This is a genomic window from Microbulbifer pacificus (genome assembly GCF_002959965.1).
GTDB classification, from domain to species: Bacteria; Pseudomonadota; Gammaproteobacteria; order Pseudomonadales; family Cellvibrionaceae; genus Microbulbifer; species Microbulbifer pacificus_A.
In genome coordinates, this window is record NZ_PREV01000027.1 from 1,311,551 (window position 1) to 1,336,698 (window position 25,148).

The following is a 25,148-nucleotide window of genomic DNA, read 5'->3' on the forward strand; positions in this document are numbered from 1 at the left end:
TGGATCAGCGTAACAGGCAGGCGCCGGTGCCGGCGAGACCGCAGTAACCCCCGGGATTTTTTGCCAGGTACTGCTGGTGATCCTCTTCCGCGTAGAAAAATTCCGGCGCGGGGCGAATCTCGGTGGTGATGGCCCCGAAACCTTTTTCCTGCAGCGCCTGCTGGAACACCTTCTCCGAGGCCTGCGCCGAGGCCAGCTGCTCATCGCCATAGGTGTAAATGCAGGAGCGGTACTGAGTACCCAGATCATTGCCTTGGCGCATGCCCTGAGTCGGATCGTGCTCTTCCCAGAAGTGGCGCAGCAGCGCGTCGTAACTCACCTTGGCGGGGTCGAATACCACCAGTACAACTTCCGCATGACCGGTGCCACCACTACACACCTCCCGATAGTTAGGGTTGGGGGTGTGGCCACCGGCATACCCCGCGGCGGTGGTATAAACGCCGTCGACTTCCCAGAACAGCCGTTCCACACCCCAGAAGCATCCCATGCCAAATACCGCCTGCTCCAGCCCCTCAGGGAATGGCGGCTTCATCGGGTGACCGGACACAAAGTGCTTGCCGCTGATGGGCATGGCATCCGCGCGCCCCGGCAGGGCATCGACGGCGGAGGGAATGCTGGATTTGTCGTATTGCATCGCGAACCTCAGAAATCATGTTGTGAGCGCCACTGAAAAACCTGGCCTGCGGATGGCTTTTCTGGGGCCGCCTAAGCACAGGCGTGCAGGATACAGCCCGTCGCTTTCATGGGGTGCTGAGTCTGCCACTCGAAATAACTAGCGTCGAGTTTTTCCTCAGCGCGCTCGGCCAGCTGCCGAAACGGCGGGCGCCCGGGATCGACCAGCACGATTCGGTCAACACCGGCACGCAAAGCCCGGCGGGTAAGGTTGAACAGTGGTGCTTCGAGTTTGTCCCAGAAACAGATGTCGGTACCGATCACCGCGTCAAACTCGGCAAGATCCGCCTGGGTCACCTTCTCATAACGGTTGCGCCAGGTTGTGATCTCCACGCCGTTCAGGGCGGCATGGTACTCCGCAAATGGAAAGACGGACGGATCCGCATCCAGCGAGGTCACTTTTGCACCAAAGGCCTTGGCACAGAAAATCCCCCCCAGCCCCCAGCCGCACCCGAGATCCAGAACCCGCGCGCCTTTAATCAGAGGGTTTTTGGTCAGGTAGTCCATGGTCAGGCAGGAGCTCTTCCAGAACTTGTTGCCGTGCAGGCTCGCCTCTCCCGCTTCCCGCCGCAAGCGACGCATATCCGGGTGCGCATTGGTGCGCACCGTAAGGCCAAACATTTGTCGACTGAGAGAATTGCTTTCAGACAAAGTTTTCTACTCCCTGTTTTCTATCGCCGTAGCCTGTCAATTCCATGCAGTGGCCAGAAAATCAGATTCCAGCACGCCACAACAATCCCGTGATACCCGCTGCGGAGTTTTCCACCAAAACGAAGCAGCCACTGCCAATACTGCGAAGTGTACCCATTCCACCCGCGCGGTTCAGCCTCTTGGTCTACTTTTGCAAATGAGCCTTTTCGGCAATCCGAAATGCCGCCCACACAGACAGGTCCCCCACACCAGAAAGTGCTTTGCAGTGACGGCAATAAACTCAATGGGTTTCGCGTACGAGATAATGGGCATGAAGAAAAACATCCGCAGACAGCTTCTCGCTGCTTCCATGGTTGCCACGGCATCCGGTGTTCAGGCGGTCCCCATTTACCAGTCCAATCAGGTCACCCTGTACATGGAGGGTTACTTTACCGCACACATGGTCAACACCATGGGCGATACCACCATGCAAAACGGCGCGTCGCGCATCCGCTTCGGGCTCAATGTTCCCGCGTACGACGAGTGGGATACCGGATTCAATCTCGAGTGGGGTGTGCGGGCAATCAATGCCGCCCAGGACATCGTCATTCAGGGGGACCAACAGGCAGCCCCAGGAGAGGAGCGGCAATCACTTTACCTGCGTCAGGGGCACGGCTTCTTCAAGCATCCCAAGTGGGGCGAGTTTTCGCTGGGCAAGCAGTGGGGAGTGTATTACGAAGTCACCTATATCACCGACTGGTATAACGTGTCCGGAGGGCTCGCCAGTGGCACCTATGGGCTCAACACCGACGGCGGTCCCGCCGGTACCGGTCGTGCGGACAGCGCGGTTGCGTGGCGCAAAAGCTGGGAGTTTGATTCCGGTGAACTCAAGATCGGTCTGCAATACGCCGCACACGTAGCCGACCTGGAAATCAATGTAGAGGATATCGCCGGCCCGGACACAACGCTGGAGTGCCCGGTGGGCGATTGTGAGTACGGCATCAGTCACGGTATCGCTGCGGTCTACCGGGCCAACATTGGCGACGGGCTGTTCTTCGGCGCGGCCTACAACCGCGTCAAACTGGACATCGCCAGCCAGGACGGGCGTATCTATGACGTCTCCAGCGGTCAGCCAGAACTGATCCGGGACGACTATGCCTTTAACGCCAGCAGCAATGACTGGACCACCGCAGTCGGCATGTATTACGGCAAGGAAGCCTTTGCCAAGGGTTTTTACGGCGCAGTGGTATTCCAGCGTTCTCAGAATAATCAGCTGGCACCACCCGGATCCGTGGTTGGGGTCACCAACTTTTTTGATGCCAAAGGTTCGGAATCCTTTCTCAGTTACACCTGGGGCCCAGAAAACTGCTATTCCGTGTACGGCGGGCACAACTACCTGGTTTCCGACGACCCGGAGTTTGACGCGGCCCTGGTAGTGGACGACCGATACAAACTGGCGCAGTACTACCTGGGATTCCAATACCGCTGGAACGAACGGGTTCGCCTGTATTTCGAAAATGCCTTCGATGACAGCAATGAAGTGGCGCGCCCCGAGTTTGATGACTTCATCGCCGTCGGTTTTCGCATCGACATCTGATACGCTTGCGGCCTGACGTATCCACTCCACCCCGGGAGCGCACACCTTGGGCCGTATGATCCTGCTGGTTGCCGTTGGCATCTTTGCCTGGCTGGCAATTCAGAAATTCAAATACACCCCACCAAAGCAGCGACGCAAACTGATCGTTCAGTGGGTTCTGATTGCACTGGCGCTGGCCGCTGTACTCCTTGCCATAACCGGTCGCCTGCACTGGGTGGGTGCTGCCATCGCCGTCGTTCTGCCCATCATCAGCCAGGCCTGGCGTATGTTCGGGCGGCATCTTCCATGGATAGCGCCGCTGATCGCCAAACACGCGCAGGCCAGAGCGGAGAAAAAGAAGGCTGCCGAAGAAAAAGCCGGCCGTAGTAATGAAGCCGGCGAACAACCCCAGCGCGCCCCCGAACTTACGCTGGAGGAAGCCCGCAAGATTCTGAATGTTTCCGCCACTGCAAGCCGCGAGGAAATCATCGGCGCGCACCGCAAGCTGATTCAGAAATTTCACCCGGATCGAGGCGGCAACGACTACCTCGCCGCCCGTATCAATGCCGCGAAGGTGCTCCTGCTGAAGCATCTGGGCCACTGATCCGGATATCTCCAGTGCATCGACCGCCTATTGTTCTCGCCGGCACAACAGGTGCACATAGCGTGCCAGCTGCCGGTACGGGTCGATGCGCGAATAGAGCAATTCCTTTTCCACGATGGCCTCCGCTGGCAGCTTGTCGCGCATTTCCGGAGTCATGAAGTCGTGAAAGCACCGAATACCGCTGTGAGCCACCAACGCCAGCCCCGCTTGCGCAACCCAATCCATCACCATTTCCGGCAACAGAGGGTTCCTCGGCGTCAGGCTGCCCGGGTGGCCGCTCCAGTCGCCACTTGCCCGATTGCGGTCCAACTGACGCAAGCTGCCCCGTTGTAACAGGCGGAATTCCAGTGCGCGACGATTGTAAAAGGTAAGCGAGAGGTAGCCGCCGGGCTTCAGGCACTCCGCCAGATGCACCAGCGCCTGCTGCGGTTGCTCCAACCACTCAAGCACGGCATGACACAACAGCAGATCCGCCGCGGGAAGACGTGTATCCGAACTCAATGCCTGCAGCGGCAACTGTATTGTTCGCGCATCCAGCCCTCGTGCGTCGATCTGCTCCTGCGCGAGCGCCAACATCTCGCCGGAGATATCCGTGATCCAGACACGGTGACCGCGTTCACAGAGATCCAGCGCAAACTGCCCCTGTCCGCCGCCGGCATCCACCACACTCAGGGGGACGCCACCCGCTGGAGCGAGCAGCGCCGCCAGATCCCGATTCAGTACCGCGAGACGGATGTCGCCCTTGAGACCACCATATATGCGCTTCCTGAAACGCTGCGCGAGGTCGTCAAAATTGCGGTCGCCCACTATTTTTCTCGCTGCTGATCGAGGGAGCGCCCCTCGGCGGCGAGAATCGCCTGCAGGGTCCTGGAGTGGAATTCGCGCATGTACAACACCCACACCACGGCCACAAAGCCTGCGATAAACAGTACCGGGTGCACAAACCAGCCCATGACCGCCATGGAAAAGTAGTAGCAGCGCAGCCCGTAGTTGTAGCTGTGTCCGGCCTGGTCGATCACTTTCGCGGCACTGATGGCGTAGCGACGGCGTTCTTCCCGGGTAACTTCATCCTCCTCCACCAGGGGCGCAGCGCCGAGCAGTACGTTGGCGAAGGAGTACTGGCGCAGAGACCAGGTGAAATTGAAGAAGGCAAAGATGTAAATCAGGATCAGCACCAGCACCTTGAGTTCAAACTGCTGCACCGTGGTCGGCTGCGCAAATGGAAGGCTGCTCAATACCTCCACCGCGGCGCTGTTGGCAGACAGCGCCGTTACCAGACCCGCGAGAATCAGGATGCTGGTGGAGGCGAAGAAACCGATCACCCGTTCCAGGTTTCCGAGGATCGCCGCGTCTGGCATGCGCATATCCCGCTCCAGCATGCGCAGCATCCATTCGACGCGATACCACTGCATGGACGATGCCAGACACCAGGCGGTTTTTGCCTTTTTGCGGGCAAACAGGGTGTACCCCGCCCACGTCAGACAGAATCCCGCCAAGCTTACATAGTCCATCCAGTTCAACGCGTATTCCCCTTTCAACTACTACATTTATGGCGCTAATTAAAAACATACGACTAGCCGGAAGTTTCGCACCGGCGGCGCAGGTGTCAACTCCAACCTGTCAACCCTGTCAATTCGCCGCCCCGGAGCGCTAAAATGGCCGCCGTTTCTGCCTGTGCCGGACCAGCCGGTGCGACCGGCAACCGCAAATTACCCAATGGAGCTGTCATTTGAGTAACGTACACCCCGCATTCGAGCCGATTACCAGCGCCGAGATCGAATCCCTCGGTGTCCGCGTGGAAGAGTACCGCCACCGCCGCACCGGCGCCCAGCACCTGCACATTGCTGCCGACAACCCCGAAAACGTGTTCCTGGTGGCGCTGCGCACAGTACCGGAAGATTCCACCGGCGTCGCGCATATTCTCGAGCACACCGCACTGTGCGGCAGCGACAAATACCCGGTGCGCGATCCGTTCTTCATGATGATACGTCGCTCTCTCAACACCTTTATGAACGCCTTCACCAGTTCCGACTGGACGGCTTACCCGTTCGCCAGCCAGAACCGCAAGGATTTCGACAATCTGCTGGACGTGTATCTGGACGCGGTGTTTTTTGCTCGCCTGGACCCGCTGGACTTCGCCCAGGAAGGCCACCGACTGGAATTCGCGGAAGCCGACAACCCGGACAGCGATCTGGTGTACAAGGGCGTGGTCTTCAATGAGATGAAAGGCGCCATGAGTTCGGTGACCTCCCAGCTGTGGCAGAAGCTGAGCAAATACCTGTTCCCCACCACCACCTATCACTTCAACTCCGGTGGCGAACCCGCGGATATTCCCGACCTCAGTTACGAAGAACTGGTGAACTTCTATCGCACCCACTACCACCCCAGCAATGCCATCTTCATGACCTTCGGCAATATCGAAGCGGCGGAGCACCAGGCGGTGTTCGAAGAAAAAGCCCTGCACAAATTCGACCAACTCCACAAGACCATCGAAGTGGGTCGGGAAAAGCTCTATGTGGCGCCAGTGCGGGTGGAAGAAAAATACCCGCTTTCCGGAGAGGAAGGCCTGGAAGAGAAAACCCACATCGTGCTCGGCTGGCTGCTGGGCGATGTCACCGACCTGGAAGAGGCACTGACCGCGCACCTGCTGGCCGGCGTGTTGCTGGACAACAGTGCCTCCCCACTGATGCATCTGCTGGAAACCACCGAACTCGGCCAGGCGCCCTCCCCTCTGTGTGGCCTCGACGACTCCCAGCGCGAACTGGTATTCGTGTGCGGTATCGAGGGCAGCGAGCGCGAGCGCGCCGACGAGCTGGAACAGCAGGTACTGAAGGTACTCGAAGACGTGGCGGAAAACGGCGTGCCCTACGAGCAGGTATCCGCCGCCCTGCACCAGCTGGAATTGCAACAGCGCGAGATCGGTGGCGACGGCTACCCCTACGGTCTGCAGCTGATCCTCACCGCACTGACCGGCGCCACCCATCGTGGAGACGCCATCGGTCTGCTCAATATCGACGCCGCGCTGGAAAAACTGCGCGAGCAGATCCAGGACCCGAAATTCATCGCCAGTGCCGCGCGCAAACTGTTGCTGGACAACCAGCACCGGGTGCGCCTGGTACTGTCACCGGACCCTGACATGGCCAGCCGCGCCGAGCAGGCGGAGAAAGCCCGTCTCGCCGCCATCAAGGCCGGTCTCGACGACGGCGAAAAGCAGCAAATTATCCAGACCGCGAAGGCCCTGGCCGAACGCCAGCAGCGCAAGGACGACGAGTCCATCCTGCCCAAGGTGGGCGTGGAAGATATTCCACCCGAGCTGCCCAAGGTGGAAGGCGAAGAGCTCGAACTGGGCGGTGCCAAGGTAAGCCGTTACAGTGCCGGCACCAATGGTCTGGTGTACCAGCAACTGGTGGCCACCCTCCCGGAGTTCACCGAAGAAGAGCGCATCCTGCTGCCCTACTACTGCCAGACCCTGTGCGAGCTGGGTGTCGGCGACAAGAGCTACCTTGACGTGCAGCAGTGGCAGGCCGCGGTGGCGGGCTCCCTGCACGGTTTTACCAGCCACCGCACCGCGCTCGACAACCTGCACAGCCAGTCCGGCCACTTCATCCTGTCTGGCAAAGCGCTGGCCGCAAATCAGGCCGCGCTCACCGAGCTGATGCAGGCGACCATCGAAGACGTACGTTTTGATGAGCTGCCACGCATCAAGGAACTGCTGCTGCAGACCCTCGCCCGTCGCGAACAGTCCGTAGTGGGCAACGGCCACGCCCTCGCCATGGCGGCCGCCAGCGCCGGCTTCAACCGCGCCGCCGCCGATGGCCACGAGTCCGGCGGCCTGCTGGGCCTGCGTCAGCTGAAAGCGATGGTGAAATCCCTCGACACCGCGGCGGGTCTGGAAGCCCTCGCCGGCAAGTTCAGCGCCATTCACCAGAAAATTGCCGGCGCCCAGCGCCAGTTCCTGCTGATCGGTGAAGACGACAAGCTGGCGGGCTTTACCGACGCCCTGAAACCGCTGGTGAACAGCGGATCGGAAAATGGCAGCGAAGACGGTTCGTCGTTCAGCCCGCACAAGATCCAGCAGGTGTGGGTCGCCAACAGCCAGGTAAACTTCTGCGCCAGGGCCTACCCCACCGTGCCCATGTCCCATGACGACGCCCCGGCGCTTGCGGTGCTCGGCGGTTTCCTGCGCAACGGCTACCTGCACCGCACCATCCGCGAACAGGGTGGCGCCTACGGTGGCGGCGCCAGCCACGATGTAAACATCGGCGCCTTCCGTTTTTACTCCTATCGCGATCCGCGCATGGCGGAAACCCTGAAGGACTTCGACGCGTCCATCGACTGGCTGTTGAACGAATCCCACGACGATTCCCAGGTGGAAGAAGCGATCCTCGGTGTGGTGGGCGGTATGGACAAGCCCGGTTCTCCCGCCGGCGAAGCCAAGAAAGCCTTCCACTCCAACCTCTACGGTCGCACCCACGCCGTGCGTCAGGCGTTCCGCCGCAAGGTCACCGAGGTCACCCTGCAAGACCTGCAGCGAGTGGGCAAAACCTACCTGCAACCGGAAAAGGCCAGCACCGCGGTGGTTACCGGCAGCCAGGGCCGCGAGGCGGGCCTCGCACTGGATCTGCACGAAGAGAAGTTGTGAGCGGTCCGACGTGAGCAAGAAAGACAACATTTTTGCCAAACCCCTGGGCCAGGTGGCCGGGTTCAGCTTTGACCAGTCGGTGGTGGAAGTCTTCCCGGACATGATCCAGCGCTCGGTGCCCGGTTACACCACCATCGTGGCGATGATCGGTACCCTGGCTGAACGCTACGCCCAGTCTGGCAGCCGCTGTTACGACCTGGGCAGCTCGCTGTGCGCGGCCACCCTCGCCATGCGCCACCGGATTCCGGCGGCGGATTGCGAAATCATCGCGGTGGACAATTCCCCTGCGATGGTGGAGCGCGCACGCACGGTCCTGGCCGCGGACAGCGGCCAGATTCCGGTGCATCTGGTGTGCGACGACCTGCAGAATGTCGCCATCGAAAACGCCTCGGTGGTGGTGCTGAACTTTACCTTACAGTTCATTCCCACCGGTGAACGCGAAGCGATTCTGCAAAACATTTACGACGGCCTGCGCCCCGGCGGCGTGCTGATATTGTCGGAGAAGGTCGCCTTCTCCGACACCGATCACCACGAACTGATGATTGACCTGCACCACTCGTTCAAAGCCGCCAACGGCTACAGTGCACTGGAAATCGCCCAGAAACGCAGTGCGCTGGAAAATGTGCTGATCCCGGAAACCCTGTTCGACCACCGCACCCGCCTGAAAAATGTCGGCTTCAACAGCGTCGATGTCTGGTTCCAGTGTTTCAACTTTGCCTCGCTGATCGCCATCAAACAACGCGACGGCTGACAGACCTCTCCGATGATTGACTACACCCCGCTCTACGCCGGCCTCCAGCACATTCCCGCACTGCGCCCCTGGCTCACTACCCTGCCACAGCAGATCGCCGAGGGGCTCAGCCCCGCGCGCTGGGGCGACCTGCCGGAGTGGCGGGCGGTGCTGGAGACGCTGCCGGATATTGCGCCGAGTTCGCTGGAAATTGCTGCCGAAGTGCGTATCGGCAGCCGTGCGGATGCCAGTGACCACCAGCGCCAGATTCTCGAAACCCAACTGCGCAAGCTTCACCCCTGGCGCAAGGGTCCCTGGACCCTGTTCGATATATTCATCGATACCGAGTGGCGCTCGGACTGGAAATGGGATCGGGTCGCCCCGCACCTGCACGATCTGACGGATCGTCTGGTGCTGGATGTGGGCTGTGGCAGCGGCTACCACTGCTGGCGACTTTACGGCACCGGTGCGCGCCGGGTGATCGGCATCGATCCTTCCGCCAAATTTGTCGCGCAGTTCTATGCGCTGAAAAAATATCTGGGGCTGAACGAACCGGTGGACGTACTACCGGTCGGTATCGAGGCCCTGCCCGCAAATCTCCAGGCATTCGACACCACACTTTCCATGGGGGTGCTTTACCACCGCCGCTCGCCGCTGGATCACCTGCGCGAACTCAGGGAAACCCTGCGCCCCGGCGGCCAGCTGTTGCTGGAAACCCTGGTGATCGACGGCGGACCTGGAGACTGCCTGGTGCCGGAAGACCGCTACGCCAAAATGCGCAACGTATTTTTCTTCCCCAGTACCGCCACCCTGGAAAGCTGGTTGCGCAAAACCGGCTTCTCCGATGTGCGCACCGTGGACCTGGACCACACCCGTCTGGAGGAGCAGCGCAAAACCGACTGGATGCAGTTTGAATCGCTCGTCGACTTTCTCGATCCGGACGACCACAGCCGTACCATCGAGGGCCACCCCGCACCGCTGCGCGCCACCCTGACCGCAACCGCCTAGCGCGAAGATCGCGACCAATCTCTCGCCTTTATCCGCAATATTCCATGCGCCTGCGTGCAGCAGGCTAGTCGTTTGTTGCACCAGGCACCAAACGCGCCAAATAAAATTTTGATTTCCCGCCCGTATATTGCGCCACATAAAGGCTTCGGCGAACGTGTACGCCGCGAATAACGGGCAGCCATGCGCCGTAACTACACTTCCTATAACGATTACTGAGCGCGGGAACGCTTCCAGCGCACGACGAGAGAAAATCCGCACACATGAGCATCAGTGTTTTCGAACTGTTCAAAATTGGCGTGGGCCCATCGAGCTCTCATACCGTCGGCCCCATGGTGGCAGCCAGGCAGTTTGTCTGCGATCTGGACGCCCGCGGTGAGCTGGTAAAGGCCGAGCGCGTGGAGGTGCATCTGTACGGCTCGCTCGCACTCACCGGCGTCGGCCATGGTACTGATATGGCGGTACTGATGGGGCTTGAGGGTGAGGCCCCCGACTCCATTGACGTGGATCGTATCGACGCCCGTCTGGCTGCGATCGACGAGCACCAGCAGCTGATCCTGAACGGCACCCGCGCCATCCACTTTGAAAAGCCGCGCGACCTGCAGTTCCACAAGGACGTCTTCCTGCCCCAGCACTCCAATGGCATGACCTGTAAGGCCTTCGCCGCTGGCGAGCTGCTGTTTGAGCGCAGCTATTTTTCCATCGGCGGCGGCTTTGTGCTGTCCGAAGAGGATTTTCACAACAAGGATCAGATTGCCACCCTGCTGCCCTACGACTTCAGCTCCGCCCAGGAAATGATGGAAATCTGTGAGCGCCAGGGGTGGACCATTGCCGAGCTGGCGATGGAAAACGAGAAGGCCTATCGCAGCGAACAGGAAGTGAAAGACGGCCTGTGGAAAATCTGGGAGGTGATGGACGCCTCCATCCAGCGCGGCTGCCACCAGAAAGGCGTACTGCCGGGCGGTCTCGGCGTGCGTCGCCGCGCGGAGGAGCACTACCGCGAACTGTCCAAACAGACCGACGAAGAACGCCGTCAGGGGCTGGCAATCCTGGACTGGGTGAGCCTGTTCGCACTGGCCGTAAATGAAGAAAACGCGGCCCGCGGGCGCATTGTCACCGCGCCCACCAACGGCGCCGCCGGTGTGATTCCGGCCACGATCGCCTACTACGTGCATTTCGTGCACGAGCCGGAAAAACACGGGGATCTCAAAGATCAGGTGGTGGAATTTCTGCTGACCGCGGGTGCAGTTGGCATGCTGTTCAAGAAAAACGCCTCCATTTCCGCCGCGGAAGTGGGCTGCCAGGGGGAGATTGGTGTCGCCTGCTCCATGGCATCCGCCGGCCTCGCGGCGGTACAGGGTGGGACCAATCAGCAAATCGAAAACGCCGCCGAAATCGGTATGGAACACAACCTGGGGCTCACCTGCGATCCGATCGGCGGTCTTGTGCAAGTACCCTGCATCGAGCGCAACACCATGGGTGCCGTGAAGGCGATCAACGCCGCGCGTCTCGCCCTGCGCGGTACCGGCGCACACATCGTGCCGCTGGACAGTGTGATCGAAACCATGCGCCAGACCGGAATCGACATGCAGAGCAAGTACAAGGAAACCTCGCTCGGCGGGCTCGCGGTGAATGCCGTCAACTGCTGAGGTCCCCTCTTCTACTCAGCCTGGCACGCCGTGTCGGGTGTAAAGATCAAAGCGGCCGGACTTACCTTCAAAACGCAGGTTCGGCTTCTCTCCATTCAGGTCCGGTGCCAGTCGCGGCCGCTTTACCACGGTACGGTAGTAACAGGCAGCATAGGCTGGCGCCAGCAGCGCATCCGCGTCCTCATCGGTACCAACGATTTCGTGAAACGCGGCCATGTCCTTTTTCACCTTGGCGCTTTTCTCGCGGCTGGGAAACATCGGGTCCAGGTAAACTACCGGGACAGACTCCGCCGGCTGTGCCTCAAGCCACCCCACCGCACTCTCTATGCGCGGCTCCAATAGCATGCGTTCGGCGATGGGAACCAGCTCCGCATCCCGCTCCGCCGCCACCCGCAAACGTCTGATACCGTCCTCCAGTAACGCATGTACCACCGGGTTTCGTTCCAGCATCCGCACTTCGCAACCCAGGGACGCCAATACAAACGCGTCCCGTCCGAGCCCCGCGGTAGCATCCACCACCTGCGGGTAGAACCCGCTGCGCACCCCGACCGCCTTGGCAATCTGTTGCCCCTTGCCACCGCCGTATTTACGGCGGTGCGCAGCGGCGCCAGTGACGAAGTCCACCGCAATCGGACCCGGCGCCTTGCGCCCGGTCGCACAGAGCTGCAGGCTCGCGCCAAAGCTCAGCACGAACGGTCGGTCTTCAATGGTTTTTTCATCCGCCAGAGCGAGAAATGGCAGCTGCAGCTGTGCCGCCATCACTTCAGCTCGTTCGAGATATAACTGCTCCGCGGCGATGACTGCCAACTGCATGACGGGCTCTTCCTTCGCTCAAAGCGGGGAATTTAACCGGGATGGAGCAGCCATTCCAGAGCGGATTCGCTGTCGCTGACAGGAAAGGGGCGCACTTCAGCGGCAACAAAGTGATTTAGCAACTGTGGCATGAAACCGAGCAGTACGTTGTCGGAAAGTACGGCAATCCGGTGCAGATGGCGGTGTTGGTTACGGGTAAACACGCAGTTTGATACCAGCGCGGCGAAATTCTGCCAACCTCGAAAATGACGCGCGTCGATCAGCAATCCCTGTAGATAGCCGTGCTGCCAGATCACAGGGTCCACCTGCGCCGCCAGAGCGCGAAACTCTGCGGGCCTCAACTCCGCAACCGGTCGGATTTCAAGAATATCGTGATCGTGGTGCCAACAGTGCTCAATCATCGGCGGTCAGAAACTCATGGTTACTCTATCAGCCTAGAAAAGAATGGCAGAGCGCGAAAGAAAAAGGCCGCGAGAAATTCGCGGCCTTTTTCCGTTTGGCCCCGCGGAAAAGGGGCCTTCGTATCCACCGCTTATTGCTGCGGTTCCTCCTCGGTTTTATCTTCACCACGGAGTTTGTCCATAGCATCCTCGGCGGCATCTTTTGTCGCATCGCCGGCATCCTTGATCGCATCGCCAGCCTCTTCGGCAGCGCCTTTCAGGACATCACCGGTTTCATCCGCGGCATCTTTGATAGCGTCACCCGCTTCCCGGGCCTCATTTCTCAGAGAGCCTGAGGATTGAGGATCATCGGTGGTCGGGGCAACATCGTCCCCCTCCTGCGGCATGGTGGGATCGGAATCTGTATCCGGAGGCGTAGTGGTGTCCGGCATACTCGAGTCGCTGTCTGGAGCCGGTTGGGTGCTTTCAGCCGGGGGTTTTTCCAGTTTGTCGTAGGCATCGTCCACGGAGTGGTCCGATTTTTTCGCCATGAAGTAGCCGATGATCAGCAACAGAATAATCAGTGGTAACAGTAATTTCTTCATATACCCAATGACCCCTGGTCGGTTGTGCAGGATTCAGAACGAATCAGGCAAGCATCTACCCAATGCGCCGCTAAGCGCGGTACTCAATTTGCCTTTTCGTTACCGGTCAGCGCCACAACGGATTTCGCAGAATTCAGGTTAGTGGAAGAAGTGGACGCCAATACTGATAAGAATAATCTTCAATTGCTGCACTTCAAGGAACATTATTCCCTGATGTCAGTTTTAATTGCTATTAAAAATCTTTGGATTATTTGCGCAGGATCTATGTAACGGCCAGACCGGGGCATCGGGAACAGGTTGGGCCCGACACTGCTCGGGTACTCAGCCCTGTATGTAGCGGTCCAGCTGAACCAGCAAACTGCCCGCCTCGCCATCCGCAACCGCTGCCTCACAACTTTCCAGTTGCAGCCGTCCTTGTGCATCGCTTTTCGCGAAAATCAGATACTGCTCGCCCTGTTGGAGCTTTTCATTGCAGACATCCAGCGTCAGCCGGAATGCCAGCAATCGTGTGGTCTCCCCTTTCCATACCTTTTCCGCCACTCCGGAATAGACATAACCGAGAATCGCCATCATTCCGGGCTCCGACAATGCGTGGTCAATCATGCGGTGTACGCCGGTAATACGGACTTTCGCCACCAGTTCCGCGTCGTCGATACGGCGGGATACCGCTTCATCCAGTGGCTGGCGTTCGCTGTTAAGACTCGGAACATCGGAGGCTGTCGCCGTTGTATCCTGAGGATTGCCCGCATGCAGCGCAGCGTCGGACACGGGTGCGCCCGCGCAGCCGGTGATGACTGTCGCTACTGCCATCAGCGCCAATGCGCATGTCGCGCCGAGTACGAAACCTGTAGTTGAATTATTCGACACGCTTCCCCTCCTCAACCATCCGAAGCCCGCGAGACTCACCAGCCCCTGTCATGAAAATCATCAACAAAAAAGGGCGCCGAAGCGCCCTCTCTTTCTGTTACTGCAGCGGAAGCAGCTCCAGTTCTACTCGACGGTTGGCCTGGCGGCCGGCGTCGTTGTCGTTGCTGGCGATGGGGTAGCGCTCACCGTAACCAACGGCCTGCACACGACCAGCGGCAACACCGCGGGAGCTGAAGAAATTGGCAACAGACTGCGCGCGACGCTCACTCAGGGTCTGGTTGGTAACGTCGGAACCAGTGCTGTCGGTATGGCCGCTGACGCGGATCGCAGTCTTGTCGAACTCATTCAGTACCAGAACCACGGAGTCCAGCGTGTCGTAGAAATCGGTACGGATTTCGTAGCCACTGGTGGGGAATGTGATGTTGCCCGGCATGATCAGGCGGATGTTGTCGCCCTCACGCTGGACCCGCACACCGGTGCCTTCCAGCTTCTGGCGCAATGCCATTTCCTGACGGTCCATGTAATAACCGATACCGCCGCCGATGGCAGCGCCACCGAGGGCCCCGGTGATGGCGCCTTTCTTGCGATCGCTCTTGCTGGCAGTGGCTGCGCCAATGATAGCGCCCGCTACCGCACCAGCACCTGCGCCTTTGGCGGCGTTGCTGGTTTTACTTTCCTGGGTGTAGGGGTCCAGAGTGGTACAACCTACCAGTGAGCCCAGGGCAAGAATTGCTACCCATTTTTTCATTTAAGCTTCTCCTAACGCTTTTACAGATGACGGGTGAGAATACGGCTGTTGAATGCAGTATCACTTCCGTTATCTGACTGGAAGCTGAACCACCTTCGCCTTGGGCACGAAGACTATGCGCAAAGTCTTCCAAGGTCTACTGCACAGATCCCAAATTTGACGCCTTCGGCATTCCATTCTGTTCCCTCTTACGTAAACCTCCATTTCGTTTCCTCTGGAAACCGGCGGCGATAGTTAACTCCGCTAGTGGGCAGTTTTTATGTCATTGGCTGCGATGGGTTCTTCCACAAGATCTGTGGATAACTTTGTGCATGAAACAGCAAAAGCCGGTCCCAGCCGGCGCCACCTCTCGCCCCCAGCGATTTGCGCACTTTTTGTCCCCGATATTTTAGTCCTTTAAAATCAGTACCTTACGATCACCAGAATGCTTTTCGTACCAACTTGGCGGCCATTCACACCTATACCCACAGGCGGGGCCGACATGTGGAAAAAAACTTGTCAAGGCTTGACGGAGGGATAAGAGCGGGAATTTTAAAAATTTCCAGAAATTCGCGTGGAAATACGCGCTGCGTGAAGAGTGTACCCACAGGGGGTGACAATTTGGTGATGACGCTCAAGTGGCCAGCAGGCCACCTGGAAGCTATCTACTGACATTGGCCCGCCGGGTCGGAGACGAGGGTATGCGGGAACAGCTCAATAGTGTGGTGGTTTTTCCTCTCCCGGTTTCAGTCCCTTCTGCATCTCGTAACTGAGGTCCTGATACTTTTCCACCATGTCCGTCAGACGGCTCACCAGTAAGCGAAGCTGCGCGTCCTGCGCCGCGATCACATCGTTCAACTGGGTCAGGGTATCCTCCTGGAATGCCAGCCGGGTTTCCAGTTCGTCCACCCGTACATTGAGGCGCGCGATTTCTTCATTCACGGTGCTCTTCCCCTTTCTCGATCGGTAATTACAGCAAACGGTAGAGGCACGTCATCAGCCCCACTGCACGCTGATCCATGAACAGGCTCTGCCCCATTCGCGATGTCACATAACCAAACCCCAGTTCCGCTTGCGGATCGGCAAAACCGATACTGCCCCCGGCACCGGGATGGCCGAACCCTTTGGGACTGCCGAAGTACAGATCCTGAGCCTCGGCAGATTTGATAAAGCCACAGGCGAATGCGACTTCGGCCTGGAGAATCGTGTCCTGAGCGCGACTTTGCTCCTCCGTCGAGGCTCCCACCAGATCGGCAGGCAGTAATCTGGGCTCTTCGCTCGCCAGATCGGCATAAATGGCCGCCAGATCCCGTGCACTGAAATGGCCATTCGCCGCGGGGATCAACGCATTCCGCCACAGTTCCCCATTGGTTCCCATCATGAGAGTAACGGGATTGGTAAACGCGGTGGCCACCGGGCCCTGGCGGTCCTCCTTGATGGAGCGGCCGATGGCGTTGTCACGCAGTTCGGGCAACGGTTTCTTCAGTGGACCGACATCCGCAATGTTCGACGAACGATGCCCCACGGCACCGAAACCGCCATCCAACTCGAGCGGGGCTGCCACGTCTGTACGATAAAGCGACATCAAAGACTGACCACTGGCCTTCTCGATCAGGCCCCCCAGGGTCCAACCATACAGGAATGGCGCATAGCCCTGACGTGATCCAGGAGTCCACCAGGGTTCGGTAGAGGCCACTTTTTCCAGCGCGTCATCCCAGTCATAGATCAGGTTGTCGGCCACCTTCTCCCGAAACGCAATCACGCCGGAGCGATGGCACAAAAGCTGCCGGCCGGTGATATCACGCTTGCCCGCGGCGCCGAATTCCGGCCAGTAGTGGGCCACAGGAAGGTCCAGATCCAGTTTGCCCGCGGCCACCTGCTGCAGGGCAATCAGTGCAAGTACGCCTTTGGAGGAGGAAAACACGTTCGCCAGAGTATCCTCCTGGAACGCCCGTGTACCGTCGCGATCGGCACTGCCGGCCCACAGGGATGCAATAGTCTCGCCCCGCTGTACTACACAGAATGACGCCCCCACGTCACCGTGGTCGCGAAAGTTACTGGCGAATGCGTCGTACAGGGCCTCAAAGCCCGGTGCGCAATATCCCTCAATATCCATAAGGTGAGATCCGGTATCTGACTGAGTGATAACAGCTGGCTGCGGCAATCGGGGCGCAGCCGGTCAAAACGGGGGCGCAAGGATAGCGGATAGCAATGAAGCTGTTAAGGAGAGCCACCGCCGGCATCAGTCGCCATGGGCGGGCTCAAAGTCCTCAAGCTTATAACCGCAGTGTTTACAGAACTCGGAATCTGCATCGTGCCCGGCACGGCCGCAGTTATGACAGCGGGCCAACTGCTTGTCCCGGCCCAGCTCATGGGCGAGCTCCGCGGTGACAATCCCGGTAGGCACGGCAATGATGGAGTAACCGATCAGCATGGTCATGGAAGCGATGGTCTGCCCCAGGGGTGTGTGCGGTGTGATATCACCAAAACCCACGGTGGTGATGGTAACAATGGTCCAGTAGATGCTTTTGGGAATACTCGTGAAGCCGTTTTGGGGCCCCTCCACGATAAACATTATGCTGCCAAAGATAATGCACAACACCAGCACGCTGGCGTAGAACACAAGAATCTTCCGCCGCGCCAACCACAGGGAGCGCACCAGAAGATTCGCATCGCTCAGATACCGCACCAGTTTCAGAATCCGGAAAATCCGTAACACACGCAGCAGACGGATTACCATCAGGTAAGTGGCGCCGGTGAAGATCAGCGCGAGATAGCTCGGCAAAATTGCCAGCAAATCGACCACGCCGTAAAAACTGAAAATATAGGAGCGCCGATCCCGTGCGCAGTAGATTCGGGTCAGATATTCCACGGTAAACAACGCGGTAAAAAACCACTCCAGCGCGAAGAAGATTTCACCGTAGCGCGCCCACCAGCTCTCGACCGATGCCAGTAATACCAGCCCCACACTCAGCAGGATGGCCCAGATCAATACAACGTCAAAATACTTACCCGCGGGGGTATCGGTACCAAAGATGACTTCGTTCAGCCATTTGCGGGCTCCAGTCAGCGCCATTCCCTCTATTCCTTATTGGCGGATGCAAACGATGACATTCTAGCCGAACCTGCCCCTACACTCTCAACCCCGTAAACAATCGCACGCTTTATCCGGCCGCGGCGCTTCGCTATCCTTGCCCCCCCATCACCGAAGTACGGGCAGCCCATGAGCGACAAAAACCGACTTGTCTATTCCACCGACCGCGGACGTATCAAAGACGAGCCTACAGCCGAGAAACGCCATCAGGGTGACGGTATCGTGCGGATCCAGCGGGAGACCAAGGGACGCAAGGGCAAAGGGGTAACCTGTGTGCGGGGAGTGGAAGGTACCGATGGCGAACTCAAGCTATTGCTGGCGGAACTGAAAAAGCGCTGCGGGTGCGGCGGCGCCCTGAAAGACGGCGTGATTGAAATTCAGGGCGACAAACGCGAAGAGATCAGGGCTCTGCTGGAATCCAAAAACTACAAGGTCAAGCTGGCCGGGGGCTGAGTCCCGCGACCACATCAGATCACCGCGGCGAGTCGCAGCGGCTTGACCTTCTGGCGCTTTTCCTCCGCCAGGCACAGCGCCAACAGGCGTGCGAGCAGTAGCTGATACCCCTCGTGCACAACGGCGCTCGCGTGCTTGCAACGCAATTCCAGAGCCTGTAGCTGACTGATGAGCTCACTGGAACGAGCACTTCCGGTGGCACTGACCTCCCCTTCTCCACAGGCGGCCAGTTTTTCCAGCAAACCCGCCGGCATCAGCCCTTCGTTACCGGTAGCGGCCCGATGCATCTGGCGAATCTGCTGTACGGCCAGCTGCGAATATTTCTGCTGCACCGCCGCCGGCAACTCGCCCGCGGAGGCCTGCTCGATCATTTCACAAATCAGATCGCCCAAGCGCTCCAGCCCTGCCAACGGTTCCCGCAGCTGTTCAAATGCCGCAAGCTTTGCCAGCAGCGCGCCGGCGGAATTTCGCTCAGACAGTTCCATCGCCACAACGGCCTTGCGAATCCGCTGAAGAAACATCGCCTGTATCTGCTGGCGCTGCAGCTGGTACTCGCGAATGCGCGCGCGGTTGTCCTTGTGGGATTCGTCCGCTGCCGCTGGCGTGGTGCCCGAGAGGTGATACTTGCGCGGATCAATACGCACGTTCGCGCGCACCAGTGAGGTCCCGAGCTGAATCCGGGCTCCCCTCAGCTGCAGTTGCGCGAGGCGCTGCTCCAGATCCTGCAGGTCAACCAGGCGGGTGCGCAGCCAGTCGATGGTCTGCTGCAAATCCAGCTCGGCCAATTCTTCGTTGGATGGCCCGCTATTCGGCAAAAACTCCCTCGGAATCACCCGGTTGAAATATTCCGCCAGAAGTTGCTGAGCCTCTTCCGTTTCGCGACTGGCGGTCAGCAGGAGATGGTTATCCACCGCGCGGCAACTGTCATCCATACCCAAACGGCTGACCTTGGTACACAGGTCGTCAAAATCCGTGAACAGCTTCTGCAGAGAAAAGTCCATACGCTGTAGCAGCGGACTGAAATGACGCTCCTCGACCGCGGCGACACGCTCATGTCCGGCAGGCTCCGCCGGATTCCAGCAGTCCGTCGACTCCCCCATGGCCATGTCGATACTGGCCCGGGTCTGCTCATCCAGATTGTCGCGCAACCAGCGCACCGCCTGCGGTACATTGACCAGGCGTTTGCCCACCAGCTGCGCTTCGCGGTTGATTTCACCGCATACCAGATCCGCGTGAACCAGTTGGTTCCAGCGTTCGGCAAAGGTGGAGAATGCCTCGCTGCCGATGATCTGCGCAGCGGCTCGGTCTGCATGGGCTTCCATCTGCCGGGCCAGCATCCCACTTGCCGCGCGATGCAATCTGAGCAGGCGCTCGACCAAAGGCGCCAGTGCCAAGCCGCCAGCGGCCAACAGCCGGTGCAGAGGCTGAATGACCCTTGCCGCCTCACCCGCGACACCGAACAGCGTCGTTTCCTGCTCCATCCTCTCCTGCATCTGCTGCAATCGATACGCGGGAGTCAAAGCCAGTTCGCGGGCAAATCGCAACCATCGCCCTTGAACCCCAGACATGGCTCTGGCGGTCAACGCCAGCACCTCGCCACCATTCAGACTCGCGACCGCAGCTAACCCCAGCGACAGTTTCAGTTGTCCTGCGTCATTTTTCTGTATCAGAACCTCCGCACCCGGGAGCACTTCGACCAGTGTGCCGGTGGTGGCACTGGCCGCGGACAGGTTGCGAGGCCCCTCCATCCTGGCGGCAATCCCCAGCCCGGATTTCTGCGTGAGAATCTCAAGCAACAGAAACAACCCGGGGGCATCCTGCTTGCGCAACCGTATTCCGCTTATTCCCGGAGATCTCGACGGGAAAAAATAGGGAATGAGCAGCAGCACCGCGAAAACGCCCAGCAGCAAAAGCTTCACCACCACCCCCGCGATCGTGCCGACACCCGAGGAGCCATCGAGAATGGAGGAAGGCAACGTCCACAGTGTCAACCCGGCCTGATACAGACACAGGCCCAGCAGTGCCCAGAACAGCGCCGGTACCAGGGCGGCGCTGCACATGCCCGGAAGCAGGGACAGCCATTTGGCTCCCCCCCGGGACGCTCGCTCGTCTTCAGCGTGAAACAGTGCTTCCAATTGAGCACGCGCAGTGGAACTTACTCCGGCGTCGCCGGAGCGCGTAGACTCGCCACGTGACGGAGAAGACTTGCCCTGACGCCCGTGGGCAGGAAGATCCTGCACCGGGAAACGGGCTTTCGCTTTGCCGCTGTCTGTTGTCGTGACCTCTGCTTTTGCGGCCTGACGCTCTGCCGCAACCGTTTGCGGTGCGGCCTCCACCAGAACCGGAGTCGTCTTGGCCTTGCGCTGACGGGCAAATTGAAGCCGTGCAAGGATGGCCCGGTTGTCGAACTTTCCGGCGGGGTGGACCTCTACCTTGAGGCCGATCTGCTGCAGCTGGGTGCGGTACTGAACCACCTGCCCAGGCGTCAATTGATCCTTGATTACCCAACCTTTCACGAACAGCTTTCGCGCCTGCTCGGCGGAAACGGAAAACGCGCTGGCGATACCGGCAAGAACGTCATCCGGCTTTTTCGCCTGGAGGACCTTGCCAGCCGACACAATCTGAAACTTATCCTGCCCCACCACGTCTTCCCTCTCCAGAATAAACCCCGGCGCAATACCGGCCCGGACCAAGCTGCCTCCCCACCGCGAATGACTGACTTACGGCCCGCCAATCGGACAGCGCAGGTGAGGTGCGTGGGCTCAAGGCTCAAGACCAGGACTCAATGCGCGAGGGAGTACAAAGAATTTGCGAGAGAGTAAAAGAAACGTTGCTGATTAATTGCGTACCAGTTCTCAGGCGATCGTGCGGAGAATGGCGCCTTCTGCAAACGCGAGCCGATTCACACCGCCGGCCACTAAAACATCGCAAATGTTCAGTGATGAAAGTTCGGCCACACAGTCAATAATGCCTGCTCGGCAAGCGTATTCATGGTCAGACCTCGACCGCGGGGCTTAAACCAGCTGTGCGTATGGGAAAGGGCCCCAAGCAACAGCCTGCGAGCCAGCTGGGCATCCGCAACGCCACCACCGGGCGGTCGCTGCTGCAACACCTCAACCCAGAGGGCTTCATATTGCTCCCGCTCCGCCAATACCCTGACCTGGTTCTCCGATGAAAGACATCGCCACTCCGTCACCAACAGCGGGAAGCCCGGTACGGCCAGACCGTGGATAGCCTCCAGCTCACAAATAATGCACGCGAGCAGCCTGTCCCGCGGGTGCACCTGCTGATCCACCGCCGCGGCCATCCGCGCCCTCGCCAGACGCGTGACTTCCAGCATGATGGCGCACAGCAGTTCTTCCTTGTTTTTGACATGATGAAAAATACTGCCGGACAAAATGCCCACCTCGGCGGCAATATCGCGCACGGTGGTAAGAGCAAACCCCTTGTCCTGAAACAGTCTGGCGGCGGCACTGATCAACCGTCCACGGGGCCCCGCGGGATCACTGATGCATCCGGAGGACACCAGCTCCTGGACCAGTCGCACCTCATCCGCAGGTTTTAGCCGCCCGGCATTGCTCACACTCCCGGCCACTTTTGCTTTGCGCTGGGCTCTACCGCTGCTCACACCGGTCTTTTTCACATCGATTGCTTCCATAATTCATCAAAAGAACACCGCCCCAAGCGCCTCCGGGCCCCACCTGCAGGTACCCTCATGGGGGCGCTGTGGAATGTATAAATAAGAGGCAGGATAGTGCCACGGTCCGACGACTTCGCGCCACCCCATTGATAACCAAGCGCTTGCTTGGTAACGTGACAAAAACTCGGCGTTTGCATCGCGTGTAGCTGTCGCCTGCCACCCCGTTCGCATCCGCATTGGCAACTCCAGATTCGAGGCCCGGTCCGTGCAACCCATCACTTCAGAGATCAACGTAAGAACGGAAGAATTCGCAAATAACCGGGCAGCGATGGAACATGCACTTTCGGTATATCGCGCGGCGGAACAACGTATCGCGGACACCGAAGATCAAAAAGCGGAGCGCTATCACCGGCGGGGCTTACTCATGCCCCGTGAGCGCCTCAGCCACCTGCTGGATCCGGGGGCGCCATTCATCGAGCTGTGCGCCATGGCCGGCTACAAGCTCTACGACGACAGCGACGGGACCGGCGCCGGTGGCGGGGCTATCTGTGGCATTGGCACGGTCGGTGGACGACGCTGCCTGGTGCGCGTGGACAACTACGCGGTCAAAGGCGGCACGATTTCTCCCGCCGGCATGGAAAAAGCACTGCGCATACAGCAGATCGCGCTGGAAAATCGACTGCCGCTCATTACCCTGGCGCAAAGTGGTGGTGCCAATCTGATGTACGCCAACGAAACCTTCGCCCCCGGCGGACGCGGCTTTGCCAATCAGGCACGCCTTTCCGCCGCGGGCATCCCCCAAATTACCGTCGTTCACGGCAACGCCACCGCGGGAGGCGCTTACCAGCCAGGTCTTTCCGATTACGTCATCATGGTACGCAAACAATCCGGCATGTTTCTGGCCGGACCACCGCTGCTCAAGGCGGCAACCGGAGAGATCGCAACCGAGGAGGAGCTGGGCGGCGCAGAACTGCACTGTAATCTGGCGGGCACCGGGGATTACCTGGCGGAAGATGATCGCGACGGTATTCGTATCGCGCGGGAAATCGTGGCCGCATTACCGCAGCCTGTGCAAACGCAACCGTCCTTTGATTGGCGCGAGCCCCGCTACAGCGCGGAAGAGCTGTTGGGCGTGGTACCGGCCGACAGTCGCAAGCCCTATCGGGTGGAAGAAATCCTCGCGCGAATCGCGGACGATTCCGCCACCCTGGCATTCAAACCGGAGTTTGATCAGCAGACCTTCTGTGGCCATATTCGTATACAGGGCCACGCCGTCGGGGTCATCGGCAACAACGGTCCCATTACCCCAAATGGCGCCAATAAAGCCGCGCAGTTTATCCAGCTGTGCGAACAGAGCGGTACTCCACTGCTCTTTTTACACAACACCACGGGTTTTATGGTCGGCACCCGCGTGGAGCAGAACGGCATCATCAAGCACGGTGCCAAAATGATTCAGGCTGTGGCCAACGCCCTAGTACCCAAGCTGAGTATCGTGGTGGGCGGTTCTTATGGTGCCGGCAATTACGCCATGTGCGGACGGGGCTTCGACCCACGCTTTATTTTCGCCTGGCCAAACTCCCGCACCGCCGTCATGGGTGCCGCCCAGGCTGGCAAGGTAATGCGTATCGTCAGCGAACAGAAAATGCGCCAGACCAACCAGATGGATGAAACCACGCTGGATAAAATCGAACGGGATACCGCTCAGTTTATGGAGGCGGGATCCGATGCCCTGTCGTGCACCGCACGCCTGTGGGACGACGGGATCATCGACCCACGGGATACCCGTACCCTTCTCGGTTTGCTGCTCGACATCTGCTCCGAAGCAGATCAGACAGCGTTGCGACGCAACACCTTCGGTGTCGCCAGGTTCTAAACCCTAACTCCCAGGAAAACCGTCATGATACTGACTGACCAACACCGCGAACTGCAGCGCACTGTGCGCAATTTCGTCGAGCAGGAACTCAACCCTCACGTGGACGAATGGGAAGCGGCCGGAAGTTTCCCTATCCGGGAAGTGTTCGGGCGCCTGGGCGAACTGGGGCTGCTGGGAATCAGCAAGCCGGAATCACTGGGAGGCATGGGGCTGGACTTCAGTTACGAAGCCGTTTTTCTGGAGGAGCTGGGAGCTGCACACTGCGGCGGCGTACCACTCTCGATCTCCGTACAGACATCCATGGCAACGCCGGCCCTGACCCGCTTTGCCGATAAAGCGTTACAGGAGGAGTTTCTCAGTGCGGCCATCCGCGGTGAAGCCATTGCTTCTATCGCCGTTTCTGAGCCGGGGGCCGGTTCCGATGTTTCCGCCATCACCACCACCGCCGTCGCCGACGGTGACGACTACATCGTCAACGGCAGCAAGATGTGGATCACCAATGCCCCCAGCGCTGACTTTTTCTGCACCCTGGTCAACACCGGTGGCGAGAAAGCGCACAGCAACAAATCCCTGTTGATCATTCCATCCAAGTTACCCGGCGTCCGGGTTGGCGGCGCCCTGCACAAAATGGGGATGCGCGCGTCGGAAACTGCACCGGTTTTCTTCGACAACGTGCGTGTTCCGAAACGCTACCGAATCAGTGACGAAGGCAGTGGGTTCCTGTTGCAGATGCTGCAATTTCAGGAAGAGCGATTGGCTGGCGCCGCGCTCACGCTGAAAGGCCTTGAGAACTGCGTTGCCACTACCATCGACTATGTGCGCGAGCGGCAGGCATTCGGGGCGCCGTTGCTCAACAACCAGAGTGTGCACTTTTCTCTGGCGGAAATGCAGACGGAAGTGGAATGTCTGCGCTCCCTGACGTATCGCGCTGTCGAGGCCTACGTCAATGGCGAAGATGTCACCACCCTCGCCTCCATGGCCAAGCTAAAGTCCGGTCGTCTGACCCGCACCATTCCCGATCAGTGCCTGCAATACTGGGGAGGAATGGGCTATATGGAAGAGACATCCATCAACCGCGCCTACCGTGATCTGCGCCTGACCGCTATCGGCGGTGGTGCCGATGAAGTGATGCTCGGCATCATCTGCAAATTGATGGGCATACTACCTTCGAGAAAAAAACAATAAGTA

At 59.3% G+C, this 25,148-nt stretch carries 23 protein-coding genes; 9 read left to right on the forward strand and 14 right to left on the reverse strand.

Annotated elements, in window-relative coordinates; translation table 11 throughout:
• Window positions 1-4 precede the first annotated feature (4 nt).
• Together msrA and C3938_RS16275 are read right to left on the reverse strand one after the other, a co-directional pair.
• Window positions 5-634 (reverse strand): peptide-methionine (S)-S-oxide reductase MsrA, encoded by a 630-nt coding sequence (gene msrA / locus C3938_RS16270; RefSeq protein ID WP_105104264.1) that lies wholly within the window; start codon window positions 632-634, stop codon window positions 5-7.
• 71 nt (window positions 635-705) lie between these two features.
• A complete protein-coding gene (locus C3938_RS16275; RefSeq protein WP_199775633.1) occupies window positions 706-1,323 on the reverse strand; it encodes a class I SAM-dependent methyltransferase in 618 nt (205 codons plus the stop codon).
• Between the two features lie 310 nt (window positions 1,324-1,633).
• Here C3938_RS16275 and C3938_RS16280 point away from each other — a divergent pair, with 310 nt between their 5' ends.
• Window positions 1,634-2,899 carry a porin gene (locus C3938_RS16280; protein WP_158681742.1) on the forward strand — a complete coding sequence of 422 codons (1,266 nt, stop codon included), beginning with the start codon at window positions 1,634-1,636 and terminating at the stop codon, window positions 2,897-2,899.
• A 55-nt stretch (window positions 2,900-2,954) separates the two neighbouring features.
• Window positions 2,955-3,482 carry a molecular chaperone DnaJ gene (locus C3938_RS16285; protein WP_233998984.1) on the forward strand — a complete coding sequence of 176 codons (528 nt, stop codon included), beginning with the start codon at window positions 2,955-2,957 and terminating at the stop codon, window positions 3,480-3,482.
• Between the two features lie 27 nt (window positions 3,483-3,509).
• On the opposite strand, the gene C3938_RS16290 is transcribed toward C3938_RS16285, so the two are convergent.
• Window positions 3,510-4,289 (reverse strand): methyltransferase domain-containing protein, encoded by a 780-nt coding sequence (locus tag C3938_RS16290; protein WP_105104268.1) that lies wholly within the window; start codon window positions 4,287-4,289, stop codon window positions 3,510-3,512.
• On the reverse strand, window positions 4,289-4,993 hold the full coding sequence (locus C3938_RS16295) for a DUF599 domain-containing protein (protein WP_105104579.1): 705 nt from the start codon (window positions 4,991-4,993) through the stop codon (window positions 4,289-4,291). Before C3938_RS16295 ends, C3938_RS16290 begins: the two co-directional genes overlap by 1 nt.
• A 218-nt stretch (window positions 4,994-5,211) precedes the next feature.
• Between C3938_RS16295 and C3938_RS16300 the strand changes: the two genes are divergently transcribed.
• The 4 genes from C3938_RS16300 (at window position 5,212) to C3938_RS16315 (ending at window position 11,508) form a co-directional block, all read left to right on the forward strand.
• On the forward strand, window positions 5,212-8,124 hold the full coding sequence (locus C3938_RS16300; protein WP_105104269.1) for an insulinase family protein: 2,913 nt from the start codon (window positions 5,212-5,214) through the stop codon (window positions 8,122-8,124).
• Window positions 8,125-8,134: 10 nt separating this feature from the next.
• On the forward strand, window positions 8,135-8,875 hold the full coding sequence (cmoA, locus tag C3938_RS16305) for a carboxy-S-adenosyl-L-methionine synthase CmoA (RefSeq protein ID WP_105104270.1): 741 nt from the start codon (window positions 8,135-8,137) through the stop codon (window positions 8,873-8,875).
• 12 nt (window positions 8,876-8,887) lie between these two features.
• Entirely contained in the window at window positions 8,888-9,862 is a 975-nt protein-coding gene (cmoB, locus tag C3938_RS16310) for a tRNA 5-methoxyuridine(34)/uridine 5-oxyacetic acid(34) synthase CmoB (protein WP_105104271.1), read from the forward strand.
• Between the two features lie 260 nt (window positions 9,863-10,122).
• On the forward strand, window positions 10,123-11,508 hold the full coding sequence (locus tag C3938_RS16315; RefSeq protein WP_105104272.1) for an L-serine ammonia-lyase: 1,386 nt from the start codon (window positions 10,123-10,125) through the stop codon (window positions 11,506-11,508).
• A 15-nt stretch (window positions 11,509-11,523) separates the two neighbouring features.
• On the opposite strand, the gene C3938_RS16320 is transcribed toward C3938_RS16315, so the two are convergent.
• From C3938_RS16320 to C3938_RS16355, 8 genes are all read right to left on the reverse strand, one after another.
• Window positions 11,524-12,321, reverse strand: coding sequence for a class I SAM-dependent methyltransferase (locus C3938_RS16320; RefSeq protein ID WP_105104273.1), 798 nt, complete (start codon window positions 12,319-12,321; stop codon window positions 11,524-11,526).
• Between the two features lie 32 nt (window positions 12,322-12,353).
• Window positions 12,354-12,722 carry an STAS/SEC14 domain-containing protein gene (locus tag C3938_RS16325; RefSeq protein WP_105104274.1) on the reverse strand — a complete coding sequence of 123 codons (369 nt, stop codon included), beginning with the start codon at window positions 12,720-12,722 and terminating at the stop codon, window positions 12,354-12,356.
• Between the two features lie 131 nt (window positions 12,723-12,853).
• Window positions 12,854-13,306 (reverse strand): hypothetical protein, encoded by a 453-nt coding sequence (locus tag C3938_RS16330; protein ID WP_105104275.1) that lies wholly within the window; start codon window positions 13,304-13,306, stop codon window positions 12,854-12,856.
• A gap of 321 nt (window positions 13,307-13,627) precedes the next feature.
• Complete coding sequence (locus tag C3938_RS16335; protein ID WP_158681743.1) at window positions 13,628-14,173, reverse strand: hypothetical protein; 546 nt, start codon at window positions 14,171-14,173, stop codon at window positions 13,628-13,630.
• Between the two features lie 97 nt (window positions 14,174-14,270).
• Window positions 14,271-14,921 (reverse strand): OmpA family protein, encoded by a 651-nt coding sequence (locus C3938_RS16340; RefSeq protein ID WP_105104277.1) that lies wholly within the window; start codon window positions 14,919-14,921, stop codon window positions 14,271-14,273.
• A 693-nt stretch (window positions 14,922-15,614) separates the two neighbouring features.
• Complete coding sequence (locus tag C3938_RS16345; RefSeq protein ID WP_105104278.1) at window positions 15,615-15,842, reverse strand: SlyX family protein; 228 nt, start codon at window positions 15,840-15,842, stop codon at window positions 15,615-15,617.
• Between the two features lie 28 nt (window positions 15,843-15,870).
• Window positions 15,871-17,016: a serine hydrolase domain-containing protein gene (locus C3938_RS16350; protein WP_105104279.1), complete on the reverse strand. Its 1,146-nt coding sequence runs from the start codon at window positions 17,014-17,016 to the stop codon at window positions 15,871-15,873.
• Window positions 17,017-17,142: 126 nt separating this feature from the next.
• Complete coding sequence (locus C3938_RS16355) at window positions 17,143-17,976, reverse strand: ion transporter (protein WP_105104280.1); 834 nt, start codon at window positions 17,974-17,976, stop codon at window positions 17,143-17,145.
• Between the two features lie 147 nt (window positions 17,977-18,123).
• On the opposite strand from C3938_RS16355, the gene yciH reads away from it, so the two are divergent.
• Entirely contained in the window at window positions 18,124-18,447 is a 324-nt protein-coding gene (gene yciH / locus C3938_RS16360) for a stress response translation initiation inhibitor YciH (RefSeq protein WP_105104281.1), read from the forward strand.
• A gap of 14 nt (window positions 18,448-18,461) precedes the next feature.
• Here yciH and C3938_RS16365 read toward each other — a convergent pair whose 3' ends face one another.
• A complete protein-coding gene (locus tag C3938_RS16365; RefSeq protein WP_105104282.1) occupies window positions 18,462-21,140 on the reverse strand; it encodes a hypothetical protein in 2,679 nt (892 codons plus the stop codon).
• Window positions 21,141-21,382: 242 nt separating this feature from the next.
• Window positions 21,383-22,105: a TetR/AcrR family transcriptional regulator gene (locus C3938_RS16370; RefSeq protein WP_105104283.1), complete on the reverse strand. Its 723-nt coding sequence runs from the start codon at window positions 22,103-22,105 to the stop codon at window positions 21,383-21,385.
• Between the two features lie 310 nt (window positions 22,106-22,415).
• Here C3938_RS16370 and C3938_RS16375 point away from each other — a divergent pair, with 310 nt between their 5' ends.
• On the forward strand, window positions 22,416-23,960 hold the full coding sequence (locus tag C3938_RS16375; RefSeq protein ID WP_325027401.1) for an acyl-CoA carboxylase subunit beta: 1,545 nt from the start codon (window positions 22,416-22,418) through the stop codon (window positions 23,958-23,960).
• A gap of 24 nt (window positions 23,961-23,984) precedes the next feature.
• Window positions 23,985-25,145: an acyl-CoA dehydrogenase family protein gene (locus C3938_RS16380; RefSeq protein ID WP_105104285.1), complete on the forward strand. Its 1,161-nt coding sequence runs from the start codon at window positions 23,985-23,987 to the stop codon at window positions 25,143-25,145.
• The last annotated feature ends 3 nt before the right edge of the window (window positions 25,146-25,148 follow it).